23 protein-coding genes and 1 tRNA gene are annotated in these 21,496 nt (G+C 56.3%); 16 read left to right on the top strand and 8 right to left on the bottom strand.

Going from position 1 to position 21,496, the window contains the following annotated elements; genetic code table 11:
* Nucleotides 1–269 precede the first annotated feature (269 nt).
* From SIC18_RS04560 to SIC18_RS04535, 6 genes are all read left to right on the top strand, one after another.
* A complete protein-coding gene (locus tag SIC18_RS04560) occupies nt 270–2,117 on the top strand; it encodes a serine hydrolase (RefSeq protein WP_413430290.1) in 1,848 nt (615 codons plus the stop codon).
* A gap of 379 nt (nt 2,118–2,496) precedes the next feature.
* Nucleotides 2,497–3,192 carry a putative 2OG-Fe(II) oxygenase gene (locus tag SIC18_RS04555; RefSeq protein WP_048348449.1) on the top strand — a complete coding sequence of 232 codons (696 nt, stop codon included), beginning with the start codon at nt 2,497–2,499 and terminating at the stop codon, nt 3,190–3,192.
* Between the two features lie 141 nt (nt 3,193–3,333).
* Complete coding sequence (locus SIC18_RS04550) at nt 3,334–3,480, top strand: hypothetical protein (RefSeq protein ID WP_245407199.1); 147 nt, start codon at nt 3,334–3,336, stop codon at nt 3,478–3,480.
* Nucleotides 3,481–3,532: 52 nt separating this feature from the next.
* Complete coding sequence (locus tag SIC18_RS04545) at nt 3,533–3,733, top strand: hypothetical protein (RefSeq protein WP_006853639.1); 201 nt, start codon at nt 3,533–3,535, stop codon at nt 3,731–3,733.
* Between the two features lie 184 nt (nt 3,734–3,917).
* A complete protein-coding gene (locus SIC18_RS04540; protein ID WP_413430289.1) occupies nt 3,918–4,259 on the top strand; it encodes a DUF565 domain-containing protein in 342 nt (113 codons plus the stop codon).
* 70 nt (nt 4,260–4,329) lie between these two features.
* Nucleotides 4,330–5,844 carry an NAD(P)/FAD-dependent oxidoreductase gene (locus SIC18_RS04535; RefSeq protein ID WP_048347841.1) on the top strand — a complete coding sequence of 505 codons (1,515 nt, stop codon included), beginning with the start codon at nt 4,330–4,332 and terminating at the stop codon, nt 5,842–5,844.
* Here the strand turns inward: SIC18_RS04535 and SIC18_RS04530 are convergent.
* Both SIC18_RS04530 and SIC18_RS04525 read right to left on the bottom strand, forming a co-directional pair.
* Nucleotides 5,784–6,833 carry an aspartate carbamoyltransferase catalytic subunit gene (locus SIC18_RS04530; RefSeq protein ID WP_413430288.1) on the bottom strand — a complete coding sequence of 350 codons (1,050 nt, stop codon included), beginning with the start codon at nt 6,831–6,833 and terminating at the stop codon, nt 5,784–5,786. The genes SIC18_RS04535 and SIC18_RS04530 overlap by 61 nt on opposite strands.
* Nucleotides 6,830–7,492, bottom strand: a complete 663-nt coding sequence (locus SIC18_RS04525) for a DNA-3-methyladenine glycosylase (protein WP_413430287.1) — start codon at nt 7,490–7,492, stop codon at nt 6,830–6,832. Before SIC18_RS04525 ends, SIC18_RS04530 begins: the two co-directional genes overlap by 4 nt.
* 127 nt (nt 7,493–7,619) lie before the next feature.
* Between SIC18_RS04525 and SIC18_RS04520 the strand changes: the two genes are divergently transcribed.
* From SIC18_RS04520 to gatC, 4 genes are all read left to right on the top strand, one after another.
* Entirely contained in the window at nt 7,620–8,351 is a 732-nt protein-coding gene (locus tag SIC18_RS04520; protein WP_048347838.1) for a queuosine precursor transporter, read from the top strand.
* A gap of 87 nt (nt 8,352–8,438) precedes the next feature.
* A complete protein-coding gene (locus tag SIC18_RS04515) occupies nt 8,439–8,582 on the top strand; it encodes a hypothetical protein (RefSeq protein WP_006853653.1) in 144 nt (47 codons plus the stop codon).
* Between the two features lie 41 nt (nt 8,583–8,623).
* Nucleotides 8,624–9,412, top strand: coding sequence for a creatininase family protein (locus SIC18_RS04510; RefSeq protein ID WP_011618313.1), 789 nt, complete (start codon nt 8,624–8,626; stop codon nt 9,410–9,412).
* On the top strand, nt 9,409–9,702 hold the full coding sequence (gatC, locus tag SIC18_RS04505; protein ID WP_048347837.1) for an Asp-tRNA(Asn)/Glu-tRNA(Gln) amidotransferase subunit GatC: 294 nt from the start codon (nt 9,409–9,411) through the stop codon (nt 9,700–9,702). The genes SIC18_RS04510 and gatC overlap by 4 nt, the downstream gene beginning before the upstream one ends.
* 39 nt (nt 9,703–9,741) lie before the next feature.
* On the opposite strand, the gene crtR is transcribed toward gatC, so the two are convergent.
* Nucleotides 9,742–10,761, bottom strand: coding sequence for a beta-carotene hydroxylase (gene crtR, locus SIC18_RS04500; RefSeq protein WP_048347836.1), 1,020 nt, complete (start codon nt 10,759–10,761; stop codon nt 9,742–9,744).
* A gap of 54 nt (nt 10,762–10,815) precedes the next feature.
* A tRNA-Leu gene (locus SIC18_RS04495) sits at nt 10,816–10,897 on the bottom strand.
* Nucleotides 10,898–10,925: 28 nt separating this feature from the next.
* On the opposite strand from SIC18_RS04495, the gene SIC18_RS04490 reads away from it, so the two are divergent.
* Together SIC18_RS04490 and ileS are read left to right on the top strand one after the other, a co-directional pair.
* Entirely contained in the window at nt 10,926–11,741 is an 816-nt protein-coding gene (locus SIC18_RS04490; protein WP_413430286.1) for a hypothetical protein, read from the top strand.
* 26 nt (nt 11,742–11,767) lie between these two features.
* Nucleotides 11,768–14,674, top strand: coding sequence for an isoleucine--tRNA ligase (ileS, locus tag SIC18_RS04485; protein ID WP_413430285.1), 2,907 nt, complete (start codon nt 11,768–11,770; stop codon nt 14,672–14,674).
* 3 nt (nt 14,675–14,677) lie between these two features.
* On the opposite strand, the gene SIC18_RS04480 is transcribed toward ileS, so the two are convergent.
* Nucleotides 14,678–14,989, bottom strand: coding sequence for a hypothetical protein (locus SIC18_RS04480; protein WP_048347833.1), 312 nt, complete (start codon nt 14,987–14,989; stop codon nt 14,678–14,680).
* Nucleotides 14,979–15,590 carry a DUF3177 family protein gene (locus SIC18_RS04475; RefSeq protein WP_048347832.1) on the bottom strand — a complete coding sequence of 204 codons (612 nt, stop codon included), beginning with the start codon at nt 15,588–15,590 and terminating at the stop codon, nt 14,979–14,981. Before SIC18_RS04475 ends, SIC18_RS04480 begins: the two co-directional genes overlap by 11 nt.
* A 70-nt stretch (nt 15,591–15,660) precedes the next feature.
* Here SIC18_RS04475 and SIC18_RS04470 point away from each other — a divergent pair, with 70 nt between their 5' ends.
* The 4 genes from SIC18_RS04470 to SIC18_RS04455 are packed head-to-tail and all read left to right on the top strand — an operon-like array spanning nt 15,661 to nt 19,855.
* Complete coding sequence (locus SIC18_RS04470; RefSeq protein WP_413430284.1) at nt 15,661–16,920, top strand: FIST N-terminal domain-containing protein; 1,260 nt, start codon at nt 15,661–15,663, stop codon at nt 16,918–16,920.
* Nucleotides 16,920–17,633 carry a tRNA (guanosine(46)-N7)-methyltransferase TrmB gene (trmB, locus tag SIC18_RS04465; RefSeq protein ID WP_250395606.1) on the top strand — a complete coding sequence of 238 codons (714 nt, stop codon included), beginning with the start codon at nt 16,920–16,922 and terminating at the stop codon, nt 17,631–17,633. Before SIC18_RS04470 ends, trmB begins: the two co-directional genes overlap by 1 nt.
* Entirely contained in the window at nt 17,626–18,930 is a 1,305-nt protein-coding gene (locus SIC18_RS04460; protein WP_413430283.1) for an IctB family putative bicarbonate transporter, read from the top strand. The genes trmB and SIC18_RS04460 overlap by 8 nt, the downstream gene beginning before the upstream one ends.
* Nucleotides 18,923–19,855, top strand: coding sequence for a BadF/BadG/BcrA/BcrD ATPase family protein (locus tag SIC18_RS04455; RefSeq protein ID WP_413430282.1), 933 nt, complete (start codon nt 18,923–18,925; stop codon nt 19,853–19,855). Before SIC18_RS04460 ends, SIC18_RS04455 begins: the two co-directional genes overlap by 8 nt.
* Here SIC18_RS04455 and glmM read toward each other — a convergent pair whose 3' ends face one another.
* Together glmM and SIC18_RS04445 are read right to left on the bottom strand one after the other, a co-directional pair.
* Nucleotides 19,856–21,247, bottom strand: coding sequence for a phosphoglucosamine mutase (glmM, locus tag SIC18_RS04450; RefSeq protein ID WP_413430281.1), 1,392 nt, complete (start codon nt 21,245–21,247; stop codon nt 19,856–19,858).
* A gap of 43 nt (nt 21,248–21,290) precedes the next feature.
* Nucleotides 21,291–21,494, bottom strand: a complete 204-nt coding sequence (locus tag SIC18_RS04445; RefSeq protein WP_048347826.1) for a hypothetical protein — start codon at nt 21,492–21,494, stop codon at nt 21,291–21,293.
* Between the last annotated feature and the right edge of the window lie 2 nt (nt 21,495–21,496).

Genomic DNA, 21,496 nt, shown 5'->3' with positions numbered 1-21,496 from the left:
AAAAACTTATTCGGTATCTAGGCGTCTAACTATTACCGAGGAAGTGGATTGGGCAAGATGCAACCCTGAACCCAGATCAACCCATGCACAAAAAATCAAGGCAATAAAAGATCTCGAGCCTGTCTTCAATGCGCATTATTGAAGCTTCTTTTGTCTGTAGTGACGAAAATCACAGGCAGCCTTGTCCCCAATCAACGAGCTCAGCCGTCAGAAGGGCGATGGTGTGAATGCCAGGGAGATGACCCTGAACTCACTCACATCAAATAACAATGATTTCTACAGTTCTTGACCTCAACAAAATCGTTCTAAAAATCAACCAAAGGGCGAAAGACGGCATCAAAAAAGCCACGACCATTGGCGCAATTGCGGCCACAGGAATGGTCCTGACCACAGCGTTGCCATCCTCCGCCAGCGAGTGGACTGCGCGGCATGGCCTGTCAAGCGCTGGTTATCAGCAGACTTTCAACAACTACACCAAGAAAGGTTATTGCCTCAAGTCGATTTCAGGCTACCAACAAGCAGGGAGAGCCAACTATGCTGCAATTTGGAGCAAAAATGGGTGCAAACCATTTATTGCTCGCCACGGATTGAGCCCACAAAAGTATCAAGCTGCATTTGACGCTTTCAATAAAAAAGGGTATCGCTTGACGCACATCAATGGATATGAAATTGGAGGCAAACCATTCTATGCAGCGATTTGGGAAAAAACCTCTGGTCCTGCGTACAAAGCGCGGCACGGTCTTACGGAAAAGCAATACCAAAGTCAAGTCACTTCCATGTCTGGAGAAGGATACGGAGTAAAACATGTCAGTGCATTTAGCTTGAAAGGCTCTCCTAGATTTGCTGTAATCTTCGAAAAAAATATGCCCAAATGGAAAGCTCGGCACGGACTCACAAGCTCTCAATATCAAAAAGAATTTAACAAGTCAGCCAAAGAAGGCTATCGCCTGAAAGCAGTCACCGGCTATCGCAAAGGAAACAGCGATCGCTATGCTGCTGTTTGGACCAAAGAAGGAGGGCAATCTTATCAAGCACGCCATGGGATTCCAACCAAAAACTACCAGCATATCTTCGACAACTATCGATATCAGAGCTATGAGCCAAAATACATCGAAGCCTTTAACTCAGCGAGTGGTGTCAAGTTCAATGGAGTCTGGGAAAACAAGAAATTTGCAAGCAAAGGCCTACGATCAATAGAAAGAAAGGTTGGTCAATACATGCGTGATAACGGCATCAAAGGATTATCGATAGCCATTAGCAAAAACAACAAACTTGTGTATGCCCGCGGTTTCGGCAAAGCTGACGTCGCAAAGGGAATTGTAGTGGGACCAAAGCATCGCTTTCGCGTTGCCAGCGTTTCAAAGCTTGTAACCCAAGCCGCAATCAAGAAACTCTTGAAAGAAACATCTCTAAACTCAAGTTCTAAAGTGTTTGGCAAAAACAGCATTCTTGGAGATGACTACCCAACACCTTCAACCAACCCAAACATCGACAAAATCACAATCCAGCATCTACTTGACCATCGCGGAGGGTGGGCAAACATCAACAAAAAAGGAGACAAAAAAGATCCAATGTTTGCTTACTCTGGGTCTACGTTCCCCGGCTTAATCAACTGGACATTAAGCAATTACCCTTTGGCCTCAAACCCCGGACAAGATTATCGGTATTCTAATTTTGGCTACTCTTTACTGGGGCGAGTGATTGAGAAAGCAACCAATGCAGACTACGATTCTTACGTGAAAAACAAAATCCTGAATCCTGCAGGTGCCAAAGGCATGGTGATCGGGCGCGACAAAAAGAACCAACAACTGCGCAATGAAGCTACATACTATGGAGGAGGTGCTTATTCAAGCGTTAAGCCTCAACGGTTTGATTCTCATGGTGGTTGGATAGCCACACCCATTGATCTACTTCGTTTTATGAGGCACAACAATGACCACGCGAATTACCATAATGGCTTGATGGACGGCACTACTGCAGTGTACAGGAAGAATTACAACTCAAATTTCGGTTATGTCGCAGTAACCAATAGCCGCAAAAAACCTGCAGCTCTTGATAGCCTAATGAAAGACATCATTAACTCAACACCTAACTGGCCTAGCGTTAATCTGTTTTAAATCACTTACTAACGAATAAAAACTCTAAAAGCTCAGGCAATGCCTGGGCTTTTATTTTGAAGGAACAAGAATGGATTTCACTAACGAGGATTAGCTGCCAGCAGGGGCAAACAATCTCTCCTTGCCTCCAACCCTAGGGACACCTTCAACAAAAGGTCATCGTGGATGCAGATCTAGATGATCTTTTTGTGCAAAATGACCAGCTTGGCAACAACCTGAACATCAGTGACAGAACTAACTTCCATCACACCACCGGTCATCTCAGGGAATCCCTTCTTTTTTAGAGCCTTCAATTGCATGCCTTTGGCGCAGGGCATTGTGGTTCTATTGATCTCGGTATTTGTTATCGAAATTCTTTGAAAACATCAGTCATCTCAACATGAACGTTCTTGATTTGTTTCCACGCTCAATCGTACAAGGGAAACTCGATTTAAAACTTCTCAACCAATGCCTTCTCCATTGTGAGGACGTCCTCAGCAATCCAGGAGCTAATCCCGACGCTTCGATGCGCCTCGCTGGCCAGCTCAACCAACAACGAGAACTCAATCCAATCCAACCGGCTGTTCAAGAACTTTGTGAATCTGTCCTTCTCGAAGGCTGCGAACGCTGGATCCGTCACGTGATGGACCAGCAACCACCTCAAGGTCGTGGCCCATGGGTGCCAGGGCGCTACCAGCTAAGACTGATTGACATCTGGCTGAATTGCCAAATGGAGGGCGATTACAACCCAATGCATACCCATGGAGGAAGTTTTTCGGGAGTTGTCTTTTTAAAAGTGCCCTCACAAATCAACGGAACAAGCTTTGACGGTCAACTTTGTTTTCATGGTCCTGAGGAATACCACCTCCAATCATTTCGTACGGGAATGGCTCAATACGTGCTTCCTAGCCCAGGCGATTTTTATATTTTTCCAGCTTGGCAACCCCATTCCGTGATGCCTTTCCGGGGCAGCGGAGAACGCTGGTCTCTTGCCTTCAACGTTGTTGCACAACCCACATCCGGACATCCGAAGCCCCCTGAGCAGAACCAAAATATTTCGCTGTCGAGTCAGCGGCCAAGAGCAAGAGGGTTCTGAACGTCTACCTCCGAGACAATTGCCTTAAACTTAATTTCAGATTTCAAGGACAGCCATGACCTTGGGCCTTGAAGAGCAGCCTTCCATCGATAGGGTTACTGGCCTTCACAGGTTCCAACCATTGGCCTTGGAGTGTTGCTGATGTTTCCGTTCAGCACTCACTTCACAAGACGTCTGCCCCTCTTTGCAGCCCTTTCGGCTCTTGTTTTGGTCTCAACGCTTGCCAGACCCAGCGCCCTCATCACCTACGGCCTCATCGCCTTAGCTGGCGGGCTCGGCCGTCGCTGACGTCAGTCGGGACGACCATGCGGTAAAAGGGATGTCAGAAAGCCCATAAACGATGTCGCAATCCAAAAGAGAACAAGTAGTCAGCCACCTGCGCTACATCCGCCAGGAGCTGCGAGAAATGCATCAAGGCGTGATGGAAGACGGACTCCTGCCTGAAGCGGGTGAGGTGAGAGGAGTCATGGCCCAGATGGAGGCGTTGCTCGAGCTGCTGGAGGGGAAATCATCCCGCAAAGCGAAGGCCGATTCCGACTGAATTGTGGTCCCGCTGAGTGGTCAACTGAACGCAAATCCTGCTTCAACAGGAAATGCTCAAAAACCAGCTATTCATATAAGAAATAAATAAAAATCGAGTATTTTTAAATCGGCAGTTTGCCGGCCGGGTGATGGGGATCAACTGGTGGCACACTTCTGATTACAAGGTTTGAGGGGCTCGATGCATGACCGCTCGACTGCAAAAAACTCGACTTCAAATCAGTTTCGGTGAAGCCACTTCACGCCTTGACCAGTGGGCAGTGAATCCCTGGAGAAGGGCATCCTTAATGTTGATCGCCCTCGGAGCAAGCTTCGCTCTTGGAAACAGCATCGGTGCCATTGCAGGTGCGTTGGCATTGATGGATCCAGTGGCCGCACTGGTGACTGTGGCGATCTGGGAACTGATGGTCCGAGCCAGGCGGCATTGGGCGCGAGATCGACAAAAACATCTGGGACGTGATCTGTTGGACATGTCACGCATTGGCTTGCTTTATGGCCTTTTATTGGAAGGATTCAAGTTGCTTTAAAGAACGCACAAATCCAGACAATCTTGTACGGAATCCATAGCCTGGATTTAGATCTGCTGATGGTTAGACCATGGCTGCTGAGCATTTCTTTCTCGAGCTCGAACCGCCAGAAGAACGTCTTCGCGACGCCCCTCATGTCGTGATCGTGGGCGGGGGCTTTGCTGGCGTTCGGGCCTGCAAAGCGCTTGCTCAGGCAGATGTGCGCATCACCTTGATTGATAAGCGCAACTTCAATTTGTTCCAACCGCTTCTTTATCAAGTAGCAACGGGGCTAGTCGCTCCTGGTGATGTTGCGACACCCCTGCGACAGCTGGTTGGCAAGCAGCGCAACGTTCAAGTCTTGCTGGGAGAAGTCACCGGCTTGGATGCCAAGAAGCAACAAATCAACTTCAGCGAAAAAGTTCTCACCTACGACCACTTAGTACTCGCAACGGGTTCGGGTAGCACCTATTTCGGCCATGAAGAATGGCGCACCTTTGCTCCACCGATGAAAATTCTTGAGCACGCTCAAGAAATTCGTCGCCGCTTGCTGATGGCGATGGAGCAGGCCGAACAAACACCTGATCCCGCGGCACGCAAATTCCTTCAAACCGTGGTGATTGTGGGAGGGGGGCCTACGGGATGCGAGATGGCAGGTGCCACCTCCGAATTAATGCGCAATGCCATGCGCCGTGAGTTCAAGCAACTCGATCCTGATGATTCAAGGATCATCGTGATCGACCCAGGCGATCGATTGCTGAGGGCAATGCCTGAGTCGTTATCGGCCTCTGCTCAAAAGACCCTGGAGTCTCTAGGGGTAGAGACTCTCTTTAAGGGGCGTGTTCAAAGCATGAAGCCTGGAGAAGTCTCCGTTGGCACTCCAGATGGCGAACAAACAATTCAAGCCGCAACCGTGATTTGGACTGCCGGGGTCCGACCATCTCACCTGGGCAAGACCCTGGCAGGCTCGATCGATTGTGAATTGGATCGTGGCGGGAGGGTGATCGTTGAACCCGACTTCAGCGTGAAAGACCATCCAGAGATTCGGGTGGTTGGCGATCTCTGCAGCTATAAGCACACGTCCACGGGCAATCCGCTGCCCGGGATGGCAGGACCAGCGACCCAAGCTGGTGGCTTCGTCGGCAAAGACATTGCCGCGATCCTGAGCGGAGGGAACCGTCCGAATTTCAAATGGTTTGATTTCGGCAGCATGGCCGTGCTGGATCGTGTTGCTGCTGTTGCCGATCTACGCGGCTTCAAATTCAGTGGAAGTCCAGGCTGGGCTGTTTGGGCTGCGGCACACCTGGCCTTCATGCCCGATCGAGAAAATCGCTGGTCCTTGCTGATCAAGTGGATGTTTGCTGTTCTGTCGCAGCAACGCTCATCGATGCTGCTCACAGGCATGCCAAGTCAGCACATCGGTCTCGACTCCGCAGACGCGCCCTTCCCCATGAACAGCGGGAAAGGGCCCTCAATTGCCGCTCCAGATGCAGCTCTCAAAGCAGCCATGAATTACTACGCCAATTCCGTCTCCGGTGTTTCTGCTCAGGATGGCGCTGAGGCCCGCGACGAATCCGCCACAGGATCAGACGCTGCCATCAAATAAAGCAGCGCCATGCGGATAGGGATCCCGTTGCGCACCTGATCCTCAACCAAACAAATCGAGCGGTCGTCCAAGAGGCCACCGCTCATTTCAACTCCACGATTGACAGGGCCTGGATGGAGCACAGGGCCTGAGAAAGCACAGCGTCGCAACCGCTCATGGGTGAGCCCAAAATCGCGGTGATAGCGATCAAGATTCGTAAGCAGATGATCGGTCATGCGTTCTTTTTGTAAGCGCAACGTCATCACCGCGTCCGCACCAGACAAACAGTCATCCAAGGAGCGGCTGATCTGCACCGTTCCACGCTCCCGGACAGGATCTGAAGCCTGCCCGGGAGGCGGAGCATCCAAAAAAGCCGCAAAGGCATCGGGCACAAGACTGGGCGGCCCGCAAAGCACCAAATCCGCGCCACATGCACTTAACGCCCAGAGGTTGGAGCGTGCCACGCGGGAATGCACCACGTCGCCAACAATCACAATGCGCTTGCCCTGCAACGCCTCAAGTTGAGAGTGGCGGGGCTCGAAATGGTGAGCAAGCGTGTAAAGGTCGAGCAAACCCTGGCTGGGGTGGCTGTGCTGTCCATCACCGCCATTCAGGACGACGGTGCGCTCTCCGGCTTGATCCAACTCAGAGGCCAACTGGGCGGGTACATCCGTGCAGCGATGGCGGATCACCAACACATCAGCCCCCATCGCGACGTAAGTGCGCGCTGTGTCGAGCAGGGATTCGCCTTTGCTGAGGGAACTGCTGGAGGGAGAAAAACTCTGCACATCAGCAGACAACCGCTTAGCTGCCAACTCAAAGCTGCTGCGCGTGCGTGTGCTGGGCTCAAAAAATAAGGTGGCAACCAATCGCCCTTGCAAGGCCGGGAGTTTGCGAGCGCCCGTCACCGGCATCGAACGAAAACGATGGGCAAGTTCCAGCACCGTGGCGTAGTCGTCACGAGAAAATGCAGCTAAATCGAGCACATGTCGATGGGACCAGCCACTCATCGCTTCCACTCCAGAGTTGGAATGAAGGCCTGACTCAAAGCAGGCAGCCGATCACCTCGGGCACGCCGGCTCACGCTGCGGGAGTCCTTCAGGTACCAACGCCAGGGCAAATCCTGTGCCTGAGAGATTCCGATCCGCGTGGTGGTCACAAGCTCAGGGACAGTGAGAACGGAGGGCCGGGTGGCCAACCACAATTCATTCTCGCCACAGACGGCTTGGCTGTCATGCGTTCTGTTGAGACCGAACCGCCTTGCTAACAAACCTGGACCAGCCGCCACTCGCTCCGGCTCGCCAGGCATCGCAACAGCGCGAAGCAATACCCCATTGGCCCAATAACTGCGATCGGTCACCACATTCACGCAGTGGTGAATCCCATAGCTCACATACACATAAAACCGCCCTGGCTCACCGAAGAGGGTTTCGTTTTGCGGTGAACGGCGGCGGTAGCCATGGCAGGCGGGGTCGTCCTGGGAATAAGCCTCTGTTTCCACGATCACGCCCCAAAGCAGGCTGCCGTCGTCTTGGCGTTTCACGATCAAACACCCAATCAAGTCAGGTCCAACGACCTCCGCAGGGCGGCAGAAAAAGACTTGAGGGAGGGCTGAAAATCTGGGGTCGTGGGCTGGATGGCTCAACAAGTCGCTGGAGCGATGATCCATGGTTCAACCACTCAGCTCTATGCATTGTCATCAAGACAAGGCAATCCAGCCGCGCCATTCCAGATGGCATGTCAACACAACCCGAATGACCAGACTGTCAAGACGCAAACGATGAACGACGAACCCCATGTCGGCATCATCCACAATCACCACACGCCAAATCAAAGCCAGGCGAGACCTGGTATTTCTTGTGCTGGCCGGGCTCTTTCTTGGCACCCTGGGGATGCTCAACATCCTTGGCCTGACACGATTCCTAGCCCTAGGGCAGATTGGATCTTGGCCAATCGTGGTGGCCGTTGGGGCCCTCCCCTATCCCGTCACCTTTCTCTGCACCGATCTTATTAGTGAGCTGTGGGGAGAGAAAAGGGCCACGCAAGTTGTGTGGGTGGGTCTCCTACTCAATGGATGGGTGGTTTTAATTCTGTGGGTCGGAGGTGTGATGCCAGGCCTGAACGGCGCCCCTGAATCCACATTTTTTGAAATTCAACGCCTGGCCTTTGGGTCCGTCGGAGCATCGATGGTGGCTTACCTCACCGCCCAATTCGTGGACGTGCGGTTGTTTCACTTTTGGAAGGAACGCACGAATGGCAAGGCCCTCTGGCTTCGAAATAACGGATCCACCTTGGTGAGTCAATTGGTGGACACCAGTGCGGTGGTGTTGATCAGCCACTACGCCACGCATGTTTTACCCATTCGCGCCGGTGAAGCGGTTCTTCCTCAGCTGGGAGCGTTCATCGCCAGTGGATATTTGTTTAAAGCCCTCGCGGCGTTTGCTGACACCCTTCCGTTCATCTGGCTCACCGCCTGGTTACGCGATTGGTTGGAGATTCAAGGAGACGGAAAGGAGATTATTCCGTGAGATCTGCGCCACTCCGGTGACGATCAGCGCACCGAGAAAGCTCAGTTTGCAAGTCCTTGGCATGATTGATGCACTGACCTTGCAACCATGGACGCCGCCCTATCCGGCTTCAATCTCGGGACCGTCTTGGTCTTTGGCAGCGGACTGTTCGTGATTGCCACCTTTTACTTCGGGACCAGAGGGGGCTACTACAACACCGACAAGTACGACGGCAACGGCACAGCGCACTAAGGCGCGAGCTGAGCGATCATCAAGCCACTGATTGAGATGGCATGAACGCCACCCTGCCTGGCCCAGCAGCCAACACCGAAGCCATTCGTTTGGCTCTCCAGAGTTGGCCCGATGTTGAGGCCTATCTGAAAGGCTGCAAAGGAATCATCATCCCCTTAGGTTCCACAGAACAACATGGACCCACGGGTGCGATTGGGACTGACGCCCTCACAGCAGAAGCTGTGGCGTTGGAGCTAGGTCGTCGCAGCGGAGTGCTGGTTACGCCAGCTCAGGCCTATGGCATGGCCGAACACCATCTCGGCTTCGCGGGCACGATGAGTCTTCAGCCAGCCACCCTGATGGCGGTCATGCATGACCTTGTGTTGTCCTTGGCCACCCATGGATTCGAGCGAATCTTTGTGGTGAATGGCCACGGAGGCAACATGGCCACCACCAAAGCAGCCTTTGCCCAGGCCTATGGAACCGCCGCCAGCAGAGGACTACCGGTAGCACCCAAACTGCGCTGCAGACTCTCTAACTGGTTTATGGCAGGGGCTGTGATGCGCCAAGCCCGAGAGCTCTATGGCAATCGCGAAGGCCAACATGCCACCCCAAGCGAAATCGCCGTTACCCTCCACCTTCACGACAGCCTGGTGACCAAACAAAGGCCCTTACCTGAAGCCGCCCCATGCGGAGCGATTCACGGCCCAGCCGATTTTCGGCGACGCTATCCCGATGGCCGCATGGGCTCTGACCCCTATCTGGCCAAGCCAGAACACGGAGCAGAGTTACTGGATACAGCAGCCACGGCACTGCGCGAAGATCTTGAAACCTTTCTCTCCGCTGCATGAGCAAGATCACCGCCGACGACGTACGCAAGGTGGCCCAACTTGCCCGCCTTGATCTCCCTGAAGACACCATCGCCACCTACACGGGGCAGCTTGAGCGAATTCTCGATTACGTGGATCAGCTTCAAGCCGTGGACACCGAAGGCGTTTTACCCACTACACGTGCGGTGGAAGTGATCAATGCAACGCGTGAGGACACTGTTGTCGCAACAGATGTAAGGCAGGACCTCTTAGATCAAGCCCCCCAACGCGAAGGCGATTTCTTCCGCGTTCCCAAAATCCTTGCGGACTAGGCCACAAGTAAGCCCTAGCCGGCACGCCAACGTAACGCTTTAGAGACGTTGACGTGCCGGAGTGACGGCCGTGCGCCTTAGCAATGAAAGCCAAGCGCGTTTGAGACGCCTACTGGGAAGAAACTTGGCAATCGGACGCATCTTGCTACCCCTTGGCTTGTGACTTCGAACTCCGATCAAAATGTCGTAGAAGAAATTGACGACATCAGAGCGTGTTTCGAAGATTCCTAGCCTCTGTGGCGATTCTTTCGCATCAAGGAGAGGCTTTGTCGCCTCGTAGGCGGGCTTGTACTCAAACCAGGGAATAGAGGGCCAAAGATGATGCACTAAGTGATAATTTTGCCCCATAATCAACCAATTCATTGTGCGGCCTGGATACACACGAGCGTTCTGCCAACGATTCCGCGACAAAAATGGCCTGTGGGGCAGGTAGTCAAAGAAAAGACCCAGTGTGACTCCAACCATGAGCGCTGGTGCGAACCAACAATTAAAAATAAAAGGTAGAAAATCGAATCGAATTGCAGCAGCAATGATCGTAAAAAAGACTGCACGCTCGAATCCCCACTGCATCAACTCCCAACGCTTCCATAGCTTGCGTTGAAAGAAGAAAAACTCGTGATAAAAAAATCGGGGGGCAATTAACCAGAGAGGCCCAAAGGTACTCACGATGTGGTCAGGATCATGCTTTGGATCATTCACATGAGAATGATGTTGCAAGTGCACCCGTGTAAAGACAGGAAAACTGAACCCCAAAAGCAAGGCTGATCCGTGCCCCATCGTTTGATTAACCCAAGGGACCGGATGAGCCGCCTTGTGACAGGCATCGTGCACAACGGTGCCCTCTAAATGGAGAGCTAAGAACCCACATATCAACAACAGGGGCAACGGCCAACCACCCACAAACCAGCCCCAAATGGTCAAAGCTGCCAAGCCATAACCGCCCAAAAACAGAGCAACCGTTGGATTCCATGCAGACGGTGGATCGAGAAACTCCTTAGGCACTGACCGAAGCCGGGGAGTCGATCCCGAGCTCACCGGTTGTGCGAGGGCTTGAGTCATCGAAAGATTCCTGTGTCGCCTGCTACTACAAGCGACACCAATCTAGGAAAGGAATGCCCACCGCGAGACTTGAACTCGCACAACCGAAGTCACTGGTACCTAAAACCAGCGCGTCTACCAATTCCGCCAGATGGGCAGAAGCGAATCCTATACATCGACCCAGAATGGCGACAACGTCGACACTCGATTCACCGATGCTGGCCACTCTTACTGGAGACCTCTGTTTGCTGGCGGGTCTTGCAGTTCTGCTGCTGCCACTGCTCGCGACTGAGCTCAGTCGTCCCCGCGATGGCGCCTGGGGAGCCGTCATCCTCCTGCTTGGACTGGTCCTCGTAACCAGCAGTGACCGACTCCGAGGAGCTCCCATGCTGGCAGTGGCCTGCGCCGGTTTGCTGATCAGCCGCCTAGGGGCCGAAGTTGGGCAAGCCCGCTGGCAACAACTCAGCGATGAGGAGCGACAAAGACTCGGGTCCCGGGAACGCTGGGCCACGAGCCTTCAACAACTCACCACCGTGTTAGCCAGCCTTGTAAGCGCAACCGCTGACACCCTCAAAAGCCTGAAACCTGCTGCAAAAACTGGAACCAACAAACTCTGGGTGCGACCTGAGCAGCCGTCCGCCGATGCAGATCTAGACACTCCTCCCAGTGATGAAAGCAGTGAAAAATCTGAACAAAGTGAACAACCTGCAACTAGCGAGGCCCGAAAGGACAACGACACCACAGCTAAAGCTCCAGTCAGCAAGCAACAACGCAAGAAACGCTGGGTTCGTCCAGACAGCTCAGAACCATCTCTGGAAACGCAGGAGGTGAGTTCCACGTCCAGCAGCGATGACGCTCAAACCGACGCCACCCAAGTTGTCGCACGCAAGGACAGCCAGGAAGAGGGTCGTGACGCCAGCAGTGATGAGAGCAGGGAGGACGCCGCCATCGACACAGCCTCAAACACAGCCCCCAATACCACCCGCACCGACGAAGACTGATAATCCCCTTTGCTGCAGCCGCCAACGTGACCCAGCAGACAGGCCAGGACGCTGATCAGCGCCCGTCCTACAAAGACACCCTCAACCTGCTGGAGACGGGGTTTGGCATGCGTGCCAATGCCATCCACCGCGAACCGGAACTTCAAGCGTTCTGGAAAGAGAAAGGCATTGACCTGGATCTGGGGCGCAACAATTCCGGTCCGATATTCACCCTTCACGACGGCCCCCCATACGCCAACGGCGCCCTACACATGGGCCACGCCTTAAACAAGGTGCTCAAAGACATCATCAATAAACATCGGCTGATGCAAGGCCGACAGGTGCGTTTTGTGCCTGGCTGGGACTGCCATGGCCTCCCGATTGAGCTCAAAGTGCTCCAGGCCATGAGCCAGGAACAGCGTCAAGCCCTGACCCCGATCAAGTTGCGCAAAAAGGCTGCGGTCTACGCCCACAAGCAAGTTGCAGGCCAAATGGCTGGCTTTAAACGCTGGGGCATCTGGGCTGACTGGGATCACCCCTATCTCACGCTTCAAAAGGACTACGAAGCCGCTCAGATCGACGTCTTTGGAACGATGGCGCTGAAGGGGCATATCTATCGAGGGCTCAAGCCAGTGCACTGGAGCCCCAGCTCTCGCACTGCCCTGGCCGAAGCCGAACTGGAATATCCCGATGGGCATACCAGCCCCAGTGTCTACGTAGGCTTTCCTGTTGTTGATCTTCCCGAAAACCTCCGTTGCAAGCTGAAGGCGCAGGGCTTGGACGTCCCCGCAGAGAGCGACGCCCTGAGACAGTGCCTACAGGTGGCAATCTGGACGACCACCCCCTGGACCCTGCCCGCGAACCTGGCGGTGTCGGTGAACGATCGCCTCGATTACTGCCTCGCCGATGACGGCGACGGGCAATTTCTGATCGTGGCAGCAGAGCTCTGCGACTCCATCGCCTCCAAGCTGGAACGCCCACTGCAAGCCAAAGCCACCGTGAAGGGGGCCGATCTTGCTGGCATCACCTACAGCCACCCCCTGCTCGAGCGCCGCAGCGCCATCGTTGTGGGTGGGGAGTACATCACCACGGAATCGGGTACGGGCCTGGTGCACACGGCACCAGGCCATGGCGTGGATGACTTCAACACCGGGCGCAAGCATGGCCTGCCCGTTCTCTGCCCCGTGGATGAGGCCGGAACCCTCACCGCAGAAGCCGGCCCATTCGAGGGCTTAAACGTTCTCAAGGATGCCAATGCAAAGATCATCGCGGCCCTCGAGGACTCCGGTTCCCTACTCCTCCAAGAGAGCTACAGCCATCGCTATCCGTACGACTGGCGCACAAAAAAGCCCACGATCTTCAGAGCGACAGAACAGTGGTTTGCCTCAGTAGAAGGATTCCGCAGCGAGGCGCTAACGGCCATTGATGGCGTGCAATGGCTGCCTGCATCCGGCAGGAACAGGATTGAATCGATGGTGTCCGAGAGGGGCGACTGGTGCATTTCCCGTCAACGGACCTGGGGTGTGCCGATTCCCGTGTTCTACCAACGTGAAACCGGCGAAGTGCTGCTCAATGCGGACTCCATCGCCCATGTCAAAGCGCTGATCGCAGAACACGGAGCCGACATTTGGTGGGAAAAAGACGAGGCTGATCTCCTCCCCTCCAGCCACAGCGCAGAAGCACATCTCTGGCGTAAGGGCACCGACACCATGGATGTGTGGTTCGATTCCGGCTCCAGCTGGGCCTCCGTATCGAGCCAACGCGAAGGTCTTAGCTACCCCGCAGATCTGTACTTAGAAGGATCAGATCAGCATCGCGGCTGGTTCCAGTCCTCGTTGTTGACCTCGGTCGCAGTCAACGGAACAGCTCCCTACCGAACCGTGCTCACCCATGGCTTTGCCTTGGATGAGAAAGGCCGAAAGATGAGCAAATCACTGGGCAATGTTGTGGACCCGATGGTGATCATCGAAGGCGGCAAAAACCAAAAGCAAGAACCCGCCTACGGCGCTGATGTACTCCGCCTTTGGGTGAGTTCTGTGGATTATTCGGCAGATGTGCCGATCGGTGCTGGCATCCTTCGGCAGCTTTCTGACGTCTATCGCAAGGTGCGCAACACCTCGCGCTACCTCCTCGGCAATCTTCACGACTTCAACCCAAGCCGTGATGCAATCGCCATCAGCGATTTGCCATTGCTCGATCGCTGGATGTTGCAGCGCACTGCGACCGTGCTCGACCAGATCAGTGAAGCGTTTGAACGCTATGAATTCTTCCGCTTCTTCCAGCTCCTGCAGAACTTCTGCGTCGCCGATCTTTCGAACTTCTATCTCGACATTGCCAAAGACCGCCTGTACGTCAGCGCACCCAACGACAAGCGTCGCCGCAGCTGCCAAACCGTGATGGCGCTGATCATCGAACGTCTGGCCGCGGCCATCGCCCCGGTGCTTTGCCATATGGCGGAAGACATCTGGCAAAACATCCCCTATCCCACAGGGACCGAGTCGGTGTTTCTCAGCGGCTGGCCCAGCGTGCCGGAGGAGTGGCGCGATGACAGCCTTCGAGCCCCTATGCAGGAACTTCGCGAGCTGCGCGCAGCGGTGAACAAGGTGCTGGAAGAATGCCGAAGCAAGCGCAAGCTCGGAGCATCGCTTGAAGCGGCCGTTCGCCTCGAAGCGCGCACCCCCGCACTCCAAGACGCCCTTCACTGGCTCCAAAGCAAAGGGGATCAAGAGGTGGATGGCCTGCGCGACTGGCTACTCGTGTCCCAGTTGCAGCTTGGAGGCGAGCCCTGGGCCGAATTGCTGGCCAGTGATGACAACGAGCTCGCCGCGATCGAAGTAGCCCTGTCTCGAGGTCAGAAGTGTGAGCGCTGTTGGCATTATGAAAGCGACATCGGTCAGAACAGTGATCACCCCGGCTTGTGCGGTCGCTGCGTGTCCGTACTGGAACGGCGCTAATAGTTAGATCCAGTGGTCTGCATCGATCAATTGCTCAGGAGGCAGGGGCCCGATCAGCCTCTCCTCCCGCTGAGGATTGAGTGGACCGCGCAACAATTCAGCGGTTTCAAGTGCCGCTCCATCAGGCAGCACGGTTCTATCCGGATCAAAATCCGTGGGATGGGTGGTGCAGCTGCTGAAGCCCCGAAAGATCAACACTTCAAGGGCTTCTTCTTCCCGTTCAGAGGTCTGCACAGTTCCTCGCAGGCGCAACACGCGATCGGGACGATCGCGACTGATCGCTTCAAGAGCCGGCAACAACGAATCAGAACTCACCAGCCACCCGCCCTTGACGTGGCAGACGCACGAGGAGCCACTGGAGGAGCCCCACCACATAGGCCACTAAAGCCACATAGCCAATAAATGCGGCAACAGCCTCACTCCACTGACCACCGAAGACGAAATCGAACAAACGCTCGGCGACGCGATGCAATCCCTGGGGGCCTTCCAGCCAGGCCAAGCACTCAGCACCGCTCAGTTGGTCCGCACAGCGCAATGCCGTGGCTGACATCCCCGCCGCAAGCAAGGCAAATCCACTGAGCGCCCAGCGCCAAATACGAACGGTCAGCGGTAGGGCACTACCCGGTGCACTGTCCGCCAGCTCTTCATTGAGATCCACCCAGAACCACACCGAAACCGCCATCAGGACTGGGGCAAGGAAGGCCATGACATAGCCGATCGGACGCCGATCGGTGAGCAGCAACACACTGATGGGAAGCAGGCTTGCCACCTTCCAGTACAGACCCAGCAATCGCACAATGGCTGGCTCACGCCGCACCCCTGCCCAGATCAGCAACACAAGCGGGACGCCGAGGGCAAACGTTGCACCCAGGCGATACGTCAGCCAAACCAAACTGCGATAGGGGAGATCAGGCACCAGGCAGGTTCAAGGTGGAGCCATTATCGATGCCATCGACCTAGCCCTCAAGATTGGTAAGGTCCAATACATGGTTCCGTTCAACCCCCTCGATTGGTTCCGAGGCTCCGGAGCCCAGGCCAAGTGCCGAACGGCACTCAGTGGCTGTGCCTCTCTAGAGGAGGCTTCAAAAGATGTCACCAATCAACTTGGCTCGGAAAAAGGCGATTTAGCCCTGGTTTTTGTTTCCAACCATTTCGCCAGCGATCTGCCGCGGTTGCTTCCGCTTCTCAGCCAGCGAATCCAGGCCGAACACTGGATTGGTTTTGTTGGAGGCGGCGTTGTTGGAACGGACAGTGCCGGGCGATCGCAAGAGCTGGAACAGACCACGGCCCTCAGCATCACCCTCTTAAATCTCCCTGGAGCTCAGCTGAAGCCGTTTCAACTGGACACTGGCTCTCTCCCGGACCTTGATGGACCGGTTCAAAACTGGCAGGACTGGGTCAGCGTGGACCCAGCAAACAGCCGCTCCCTGTTGCTGTTCATCGATCCCAGTTGCGGAGCGATCAACGACCTCATCAGCGGCCTGGATTACGCCTATCCCAACGCTGCGATCATCGGAGGAATTGCCGCACCCCATAACGCCAGCCATGGATCCCTGCTCCTCAATGGTCAGATCATCAATGGTGCCGCTGGGGTGAGCATCGGTGGCGACTGGGTTCTTGATCCGGTTGTTGCCCAGGGCTGCCGACCGATTGGTCCCGTGTTTGCGATCGAACAAGCCCAACGCAACGTCCTGCTGGAACTCAGCGATGGTGATCGTCGCGACACGCCTGTGGCCTGCTTACAACGCGTCCTGGCCGATCTCAATGCGGAGGACAGAGAGCTGGTGCAGCACTCCCTGTTCCTTGGGGTGGAACGTCGCAATCTGATGCAGGAGTGCCCCAGCGATTTTCTGGTACGCAATCTGATTGGCGTCGACCCACGAAATGGTGCAGTCGCCGTCGCTGAGCGGGTCCGCCCAGGCCAACACGTGCAGTTTCAGCTCCGAGAAGCGCAGTCATCAAGGCAGGAGGCACGCCAGCTGCTGGAGGTCAGCCAAGAGCGTTGTCCCTTGCCACCTCCCCTCTGCGGTCTGTTATTTGCCTGCCTCGGTCGAGGGAGCGGGCTGTTTGGAGAAGCCAACGGTGATGTTTCGATCGCTCGCGACGTGATGCCCGATCTTCCAATCGCCGGAGCGTTCTGCAACGGCGAGATCGGACCCTTGAGCAACACCACCTACCTGCATGGTTACACCGCTTGCTGGGGCTTACTCCGCCACGCACCTCTTGTTGAGTCACCTGAGGGCTGATGCGCCAGCACGTCAATCCCCTCAGCCGCTTCTTTCAGTTGCCGCTGGAGCTACCGGCGCCACAGAAGCTGTTTGCGCATCCCAACCTGCCGATCCATCTCGATATTGGTTGCGCTCGAGGCTTTTTTCTGTTGGAGCTGGCGGCGATGCAGCCCGATCGAAACCACCTCGGAGTTGAGATCCGCAGGCCCCTGGTGCAAGCAGCCCAACGGGATCGTGACCGGCTGCAGCAGCACAACCTTCATTTTTTATTTTGCAACGCCAATATCAGCCTGGAAGCTTGGATGGCAGCGTTGCCACCAGACCAGTTGCAGCTGGTCAGCATTCAGTTTCCAGATCCCTGGTTCAAACAACGCCATCGCAAACGCCGAGTGCTGCAACCCGCCCTCTTGCATGCCATCGCCGCCGCACTCCATCCCGGCCGACATCTGTTTCTGCAAAGTGATGTGTTGGCAGTGATCGAACCGATGGTGGCCCTCGTGGAGCTCTCCAACTGCTTTGCCCGCCCGAAAGACGATCCACAGCCATGGCGAACCAGCAATCCCTTGCCCGTAGCGACGGAACGGGAGCGCTACGTCCAGGACCAGGGACAACCCACCTATCGCGTGCTGTTTGAGCGCACCCAGGCTGCGCTTCCAGCATTAAGGGATCTGGAGATGGCTTGGCAACAGGTTGATAATTCCAAAGACGCTGCACCCACACCTCATGGCTGAGGCTCCGGCCCCACCACCTTTGTTGTTGCGCTGGCAAGGAGTCCTGCCCGCGAGTGATCCGCAGCGCAGACGCCTTCGCTGGTTGGCCAGCATCCTGCTCATGGTTCTGCTCGCAGGACTGCCCTTCCTCACGCGAACGGGACTCGCGCTCGTGGTTCTGGCTTGCGGAGCGCTGTGGATCCTCTGGTCCAGCGTGAGCCAACCGCAGCGCATCGGTGCCATCAGCGCCTGGGTGCTGTTGTTTGTTGGCATCGCCCTACTCGCAACAGGATTCTCCCCTGTTCCTGCCGCAGCAGCGAAAGGCTTGATCAAACTGCTCAGCTATCTCGGTGTGTATGCCCTGATGCGCCAGCTACTGGCCGAACGACCCGAGTGGTGGGACCGACTCTTGGCCGCGTTGCTGGGCGGTGAATTACTCACCAGTGTGATGGCCTTGCGCCAGCTTTACGGACCCACTGAGGAGCTCGCACGCTGGGCCGACCCAAACTCCGTAGCCGCAGGGACGATCAGGGTTTATGGCCCCCTAGCCAACCCCAATCTGTTGGCGGGATATCTGGTGCCAATCCTGCCGTTAGCGCTCGTTGCCTTGATCCGCTGGAGGGGCTGGGGGGCACGTTGCTATGCAGCTATTGCACTGGGTTTGGGAGCAACGGCCACCCTGTTTAGCTACAGCCGCGGGGGCTGGCTCGGCATGCTCGCGGCCCTTGGTGTGCTGGTGCTGCTGCTCGTGTTGCGTGCCATCCGCAGCTGGCCAAAACTGTGGCGGCGTCTCGTCCCCATCGCTCTGCTGGTACTGGCTGGTGTGACCTTGGCGATCGCAGTCACGCAGGTGGATCCGATCCGCACACGGGTCGCCAGCCTGCTGGCGGGACGAGGCGATAGCTCCAACAACTTCCGCATCAACGTGTGGTTGGCCGCAGTGGAGATGATTCAAGACCGGCCCTGGCTCGGCATCGGGCCAGGCAACGCCGCCTTCAATGCCATTTACCCCCTCTATCAACAACCCAAGTTCAATGCCCTGAGCGCCTATTCCGTTCCCCTGGAACTCCTCGTTGAAACGGGCATTCCAGGCCTAATCGCTGCTCTTGGGTTAGCGGGAGCCAGTCTTCGCAACGGCCTCACAGCCCTGCGCTCAACGGCTGCCCTGGCGTTGCCCTGGCTGGGCTGCCTTGCCGCCATCGTCGGACTGGTCGTCCAAGGCGCCACGGATACGATTTTTTTTCGACCAGAAGTGCAAATCATCGGTTGGTTTTGCCTGGCAACCCTGAGTCAGGCACACCAGACCAGCCATGAATAACGCACTAATTTTGGCTGGCTTCGATGCTGGCCAAACCCATTGCCGCTGCAAGCTGAGCCGTTGGCACAACGGGACCTGGCAACCACTAGGCGAGGGCCAGGGCAGTGGCGTCAGCCATCTCCAAGCCAGCGGAGGCGAAACGCGCTTCATGGAGGCCCTTCGCAGCAGCCTGCAAGCCGCCAATCCCGACGGGCTGGAGATCACAGCTGCCGCCGTTGGTGCCAGCGGAGTGGAGCAGGGCACAGCGCTTCAAAACCGTGCCAGAGATTTGTTATCAGCCAGTCTCGAGCTGCCAAAAAAGCACTGCATCGCCACAGGCGACGAACGCACTGCCCTGCGTGGAGCCTTTCCCAACGATGCCGGCGTTGTGCTGATCAGCGGCACGGGAATGATCGTGGTTGGACGCAACGACAGAGGCCTTGAAACACGTTGCGGCGGATGGGGATGGCAACTGGATGGAGCAGGGGCTGCCTTTGATCTCGGCCATCAGGGGCTACAGCTCAGCCTGCGCATGGCCGATGGCCGACTTCCAGACGGACCACTGCGCAAGCAGCTGTGGCAAGTCCTTGGTTGCCGCACAGCCACAGACGTCAAGGCCTTCGTTGTTCAGCCCGATTACCAACCAGCCCAGCTCGCTCAATTGGCACCCCTCGTCTGCGCCGCCGCGGAAGCCGGCAATGTTGAGGCCGCGGCCATTCTCGACCGCTCCGGCGATGCTCTTGCCGAAGCAGCTCAAGCCGTGGCTTCCACCCTGGGGCTCACCAAGCCCAAACTCTGCGCCAGGGGTGGGGCACTGCAGAACCTGGCACCCCTTCAACAGGCTGTAGACACGTCCCTACGCCGTCGCCAGGTGGATGCACGCTGGGATGAACGGAGTGGTGACGCCTGCGATGGAGCGCTCACCCTCGCCCTCGAAAGCTGCTGATCAAGAGGCGTTGAGATGCTGCTCTGCCGCTGCGGCCAAGCGGGAGGTCCAGTGATCGACCATCGCTTGATCGGCCGCCTCAACCATCACGCGCAGCAGTGGTTCAGTCCCACTCGCCCGCACCAGCACACGGCCGTCATCCGCCATTGAAGCCTCCGCCTCTTGAACCAGGGAATGGAGGGGAGCACAGTCCGCCCAACCCTTTCTGCGCTCGCGATTCTCAACGCGCACATTCACCAGTTTCTGGGGGTAGGCCTGAAAGCTCTGATCCACCCACTCAGCCAAGGAGAGCTGTTGAGCGTGGCAGAGGCTTGCGATCTGAAGAGCGGTTAAGACACCATCACCAGCCAAACCATGGGCAGAAGACAGGATGTGACCTGATTGTTCTCCGCCAAGGGCTGCCCCCGTGCGGACCATCTCAGCGTGGACATGCTGGTCTCCCACCGCTGTCCGGTCCAACAGACCACCACGCGCCTGCCAAGCCCGCTCAAACCCCAAATTCGACATCACCGTGGCGACCAAGCGCTGATCGGGCAGCTGGCCCTGCTCCTGCAAAACCGACCCCCAGAGAAAGAGGACATGGTCGCCATCCACCACACGTCCTTGGCCATCCACCGCCAACATCCGATCGGCATCCCCATCGAAGCCAAAACCCATGGCGGCACCCTTCTCGATCACGGCACGGCGTAAAGCCTCAAGGTGGGTGGATCCACAATTCACATTGATCCTGGTTCCGTCCGGATCACCGTGCAACACCGTGAGATCAGCACCAAGGGCAGAAAACACCTCGGCGCCGCAGGCAGTTGCCGACCCCCAGCAGAGATCCAGCACGATGGGCACACCATCGAGTCGATGCTGCCCAACACTGCACAACAAGCTCGCGCGGTAGTCGTCAAGAAGTTCAGGGCGATGGCGTGCAGCTCCGGATGCCGCTACTTCCATCCCAGAGTCGTCTCCACCAAACAAACCAGCTTCAATCGCCTGCTGACGTTCGGGGGACAACTTGCTGCCAGTGGCGCCAAACACCTTGATGCCGTTGTCTTCCGGTGGGTTGTGGCTCGCCGAGACCATCAAGCCACCGGCCGCTGAATAGCGGCGAATCAAACCGGGCACAGCAGGCGTGGGACACAGTCCCAAAGTCCACACCTCGCGGCCTGAAGCCGTCAGGCCTGCGGTGAGTGCCGCGACCAACATGCTTCCGCTACTGCGCGAATCCATGCCAATCAGCACAGGCCCCTCGGCTTGAAGCACGCGTCCACACCAATACCCCACCTGAAGGGCCAAAGCCGGAGTCAGCATGGTGTCGACCCGACCACGCAAGCCGTCGGTCCCAAAGCTGATCTGCGATGGCTTTGGGAGGTGCCCCAAAGGATGAAAGGCAGCTTCAGCCATGGAAACCTAATTCTGAACGCAAGCGTAAGCCGGACCGCTGGTTCTAACGCCAACGACGCGGAGCCAGCAATCGCGTTGCCACTTCCAGCAATGCCCAAGCCAATAGCCCTGCCACCAGCCAGCCAGGCACGACATGTAAGGGCCAAAGCCAACGCAATCCCCAAACCAGCAAAGCCAGGCCAGTCGCAATCGCACAGCGGCGCCGTTGCTCGCTCCCTGGGCGCCGCGGCCCTTGCCCCTTTGCCATCC

The organism is Synechococcus sp. Cu2B8-bc1011, assembly GCF_047302735.1.
Classification (GTDB): Bacteria; Cyanobacteriota; Cyanobacteriia; order PCC-6307; family Cyanobiaceae; genus Synechococcus_C.
This window is presented reverse-complemented; position numbering and strand designations above follow the sequence as displayed.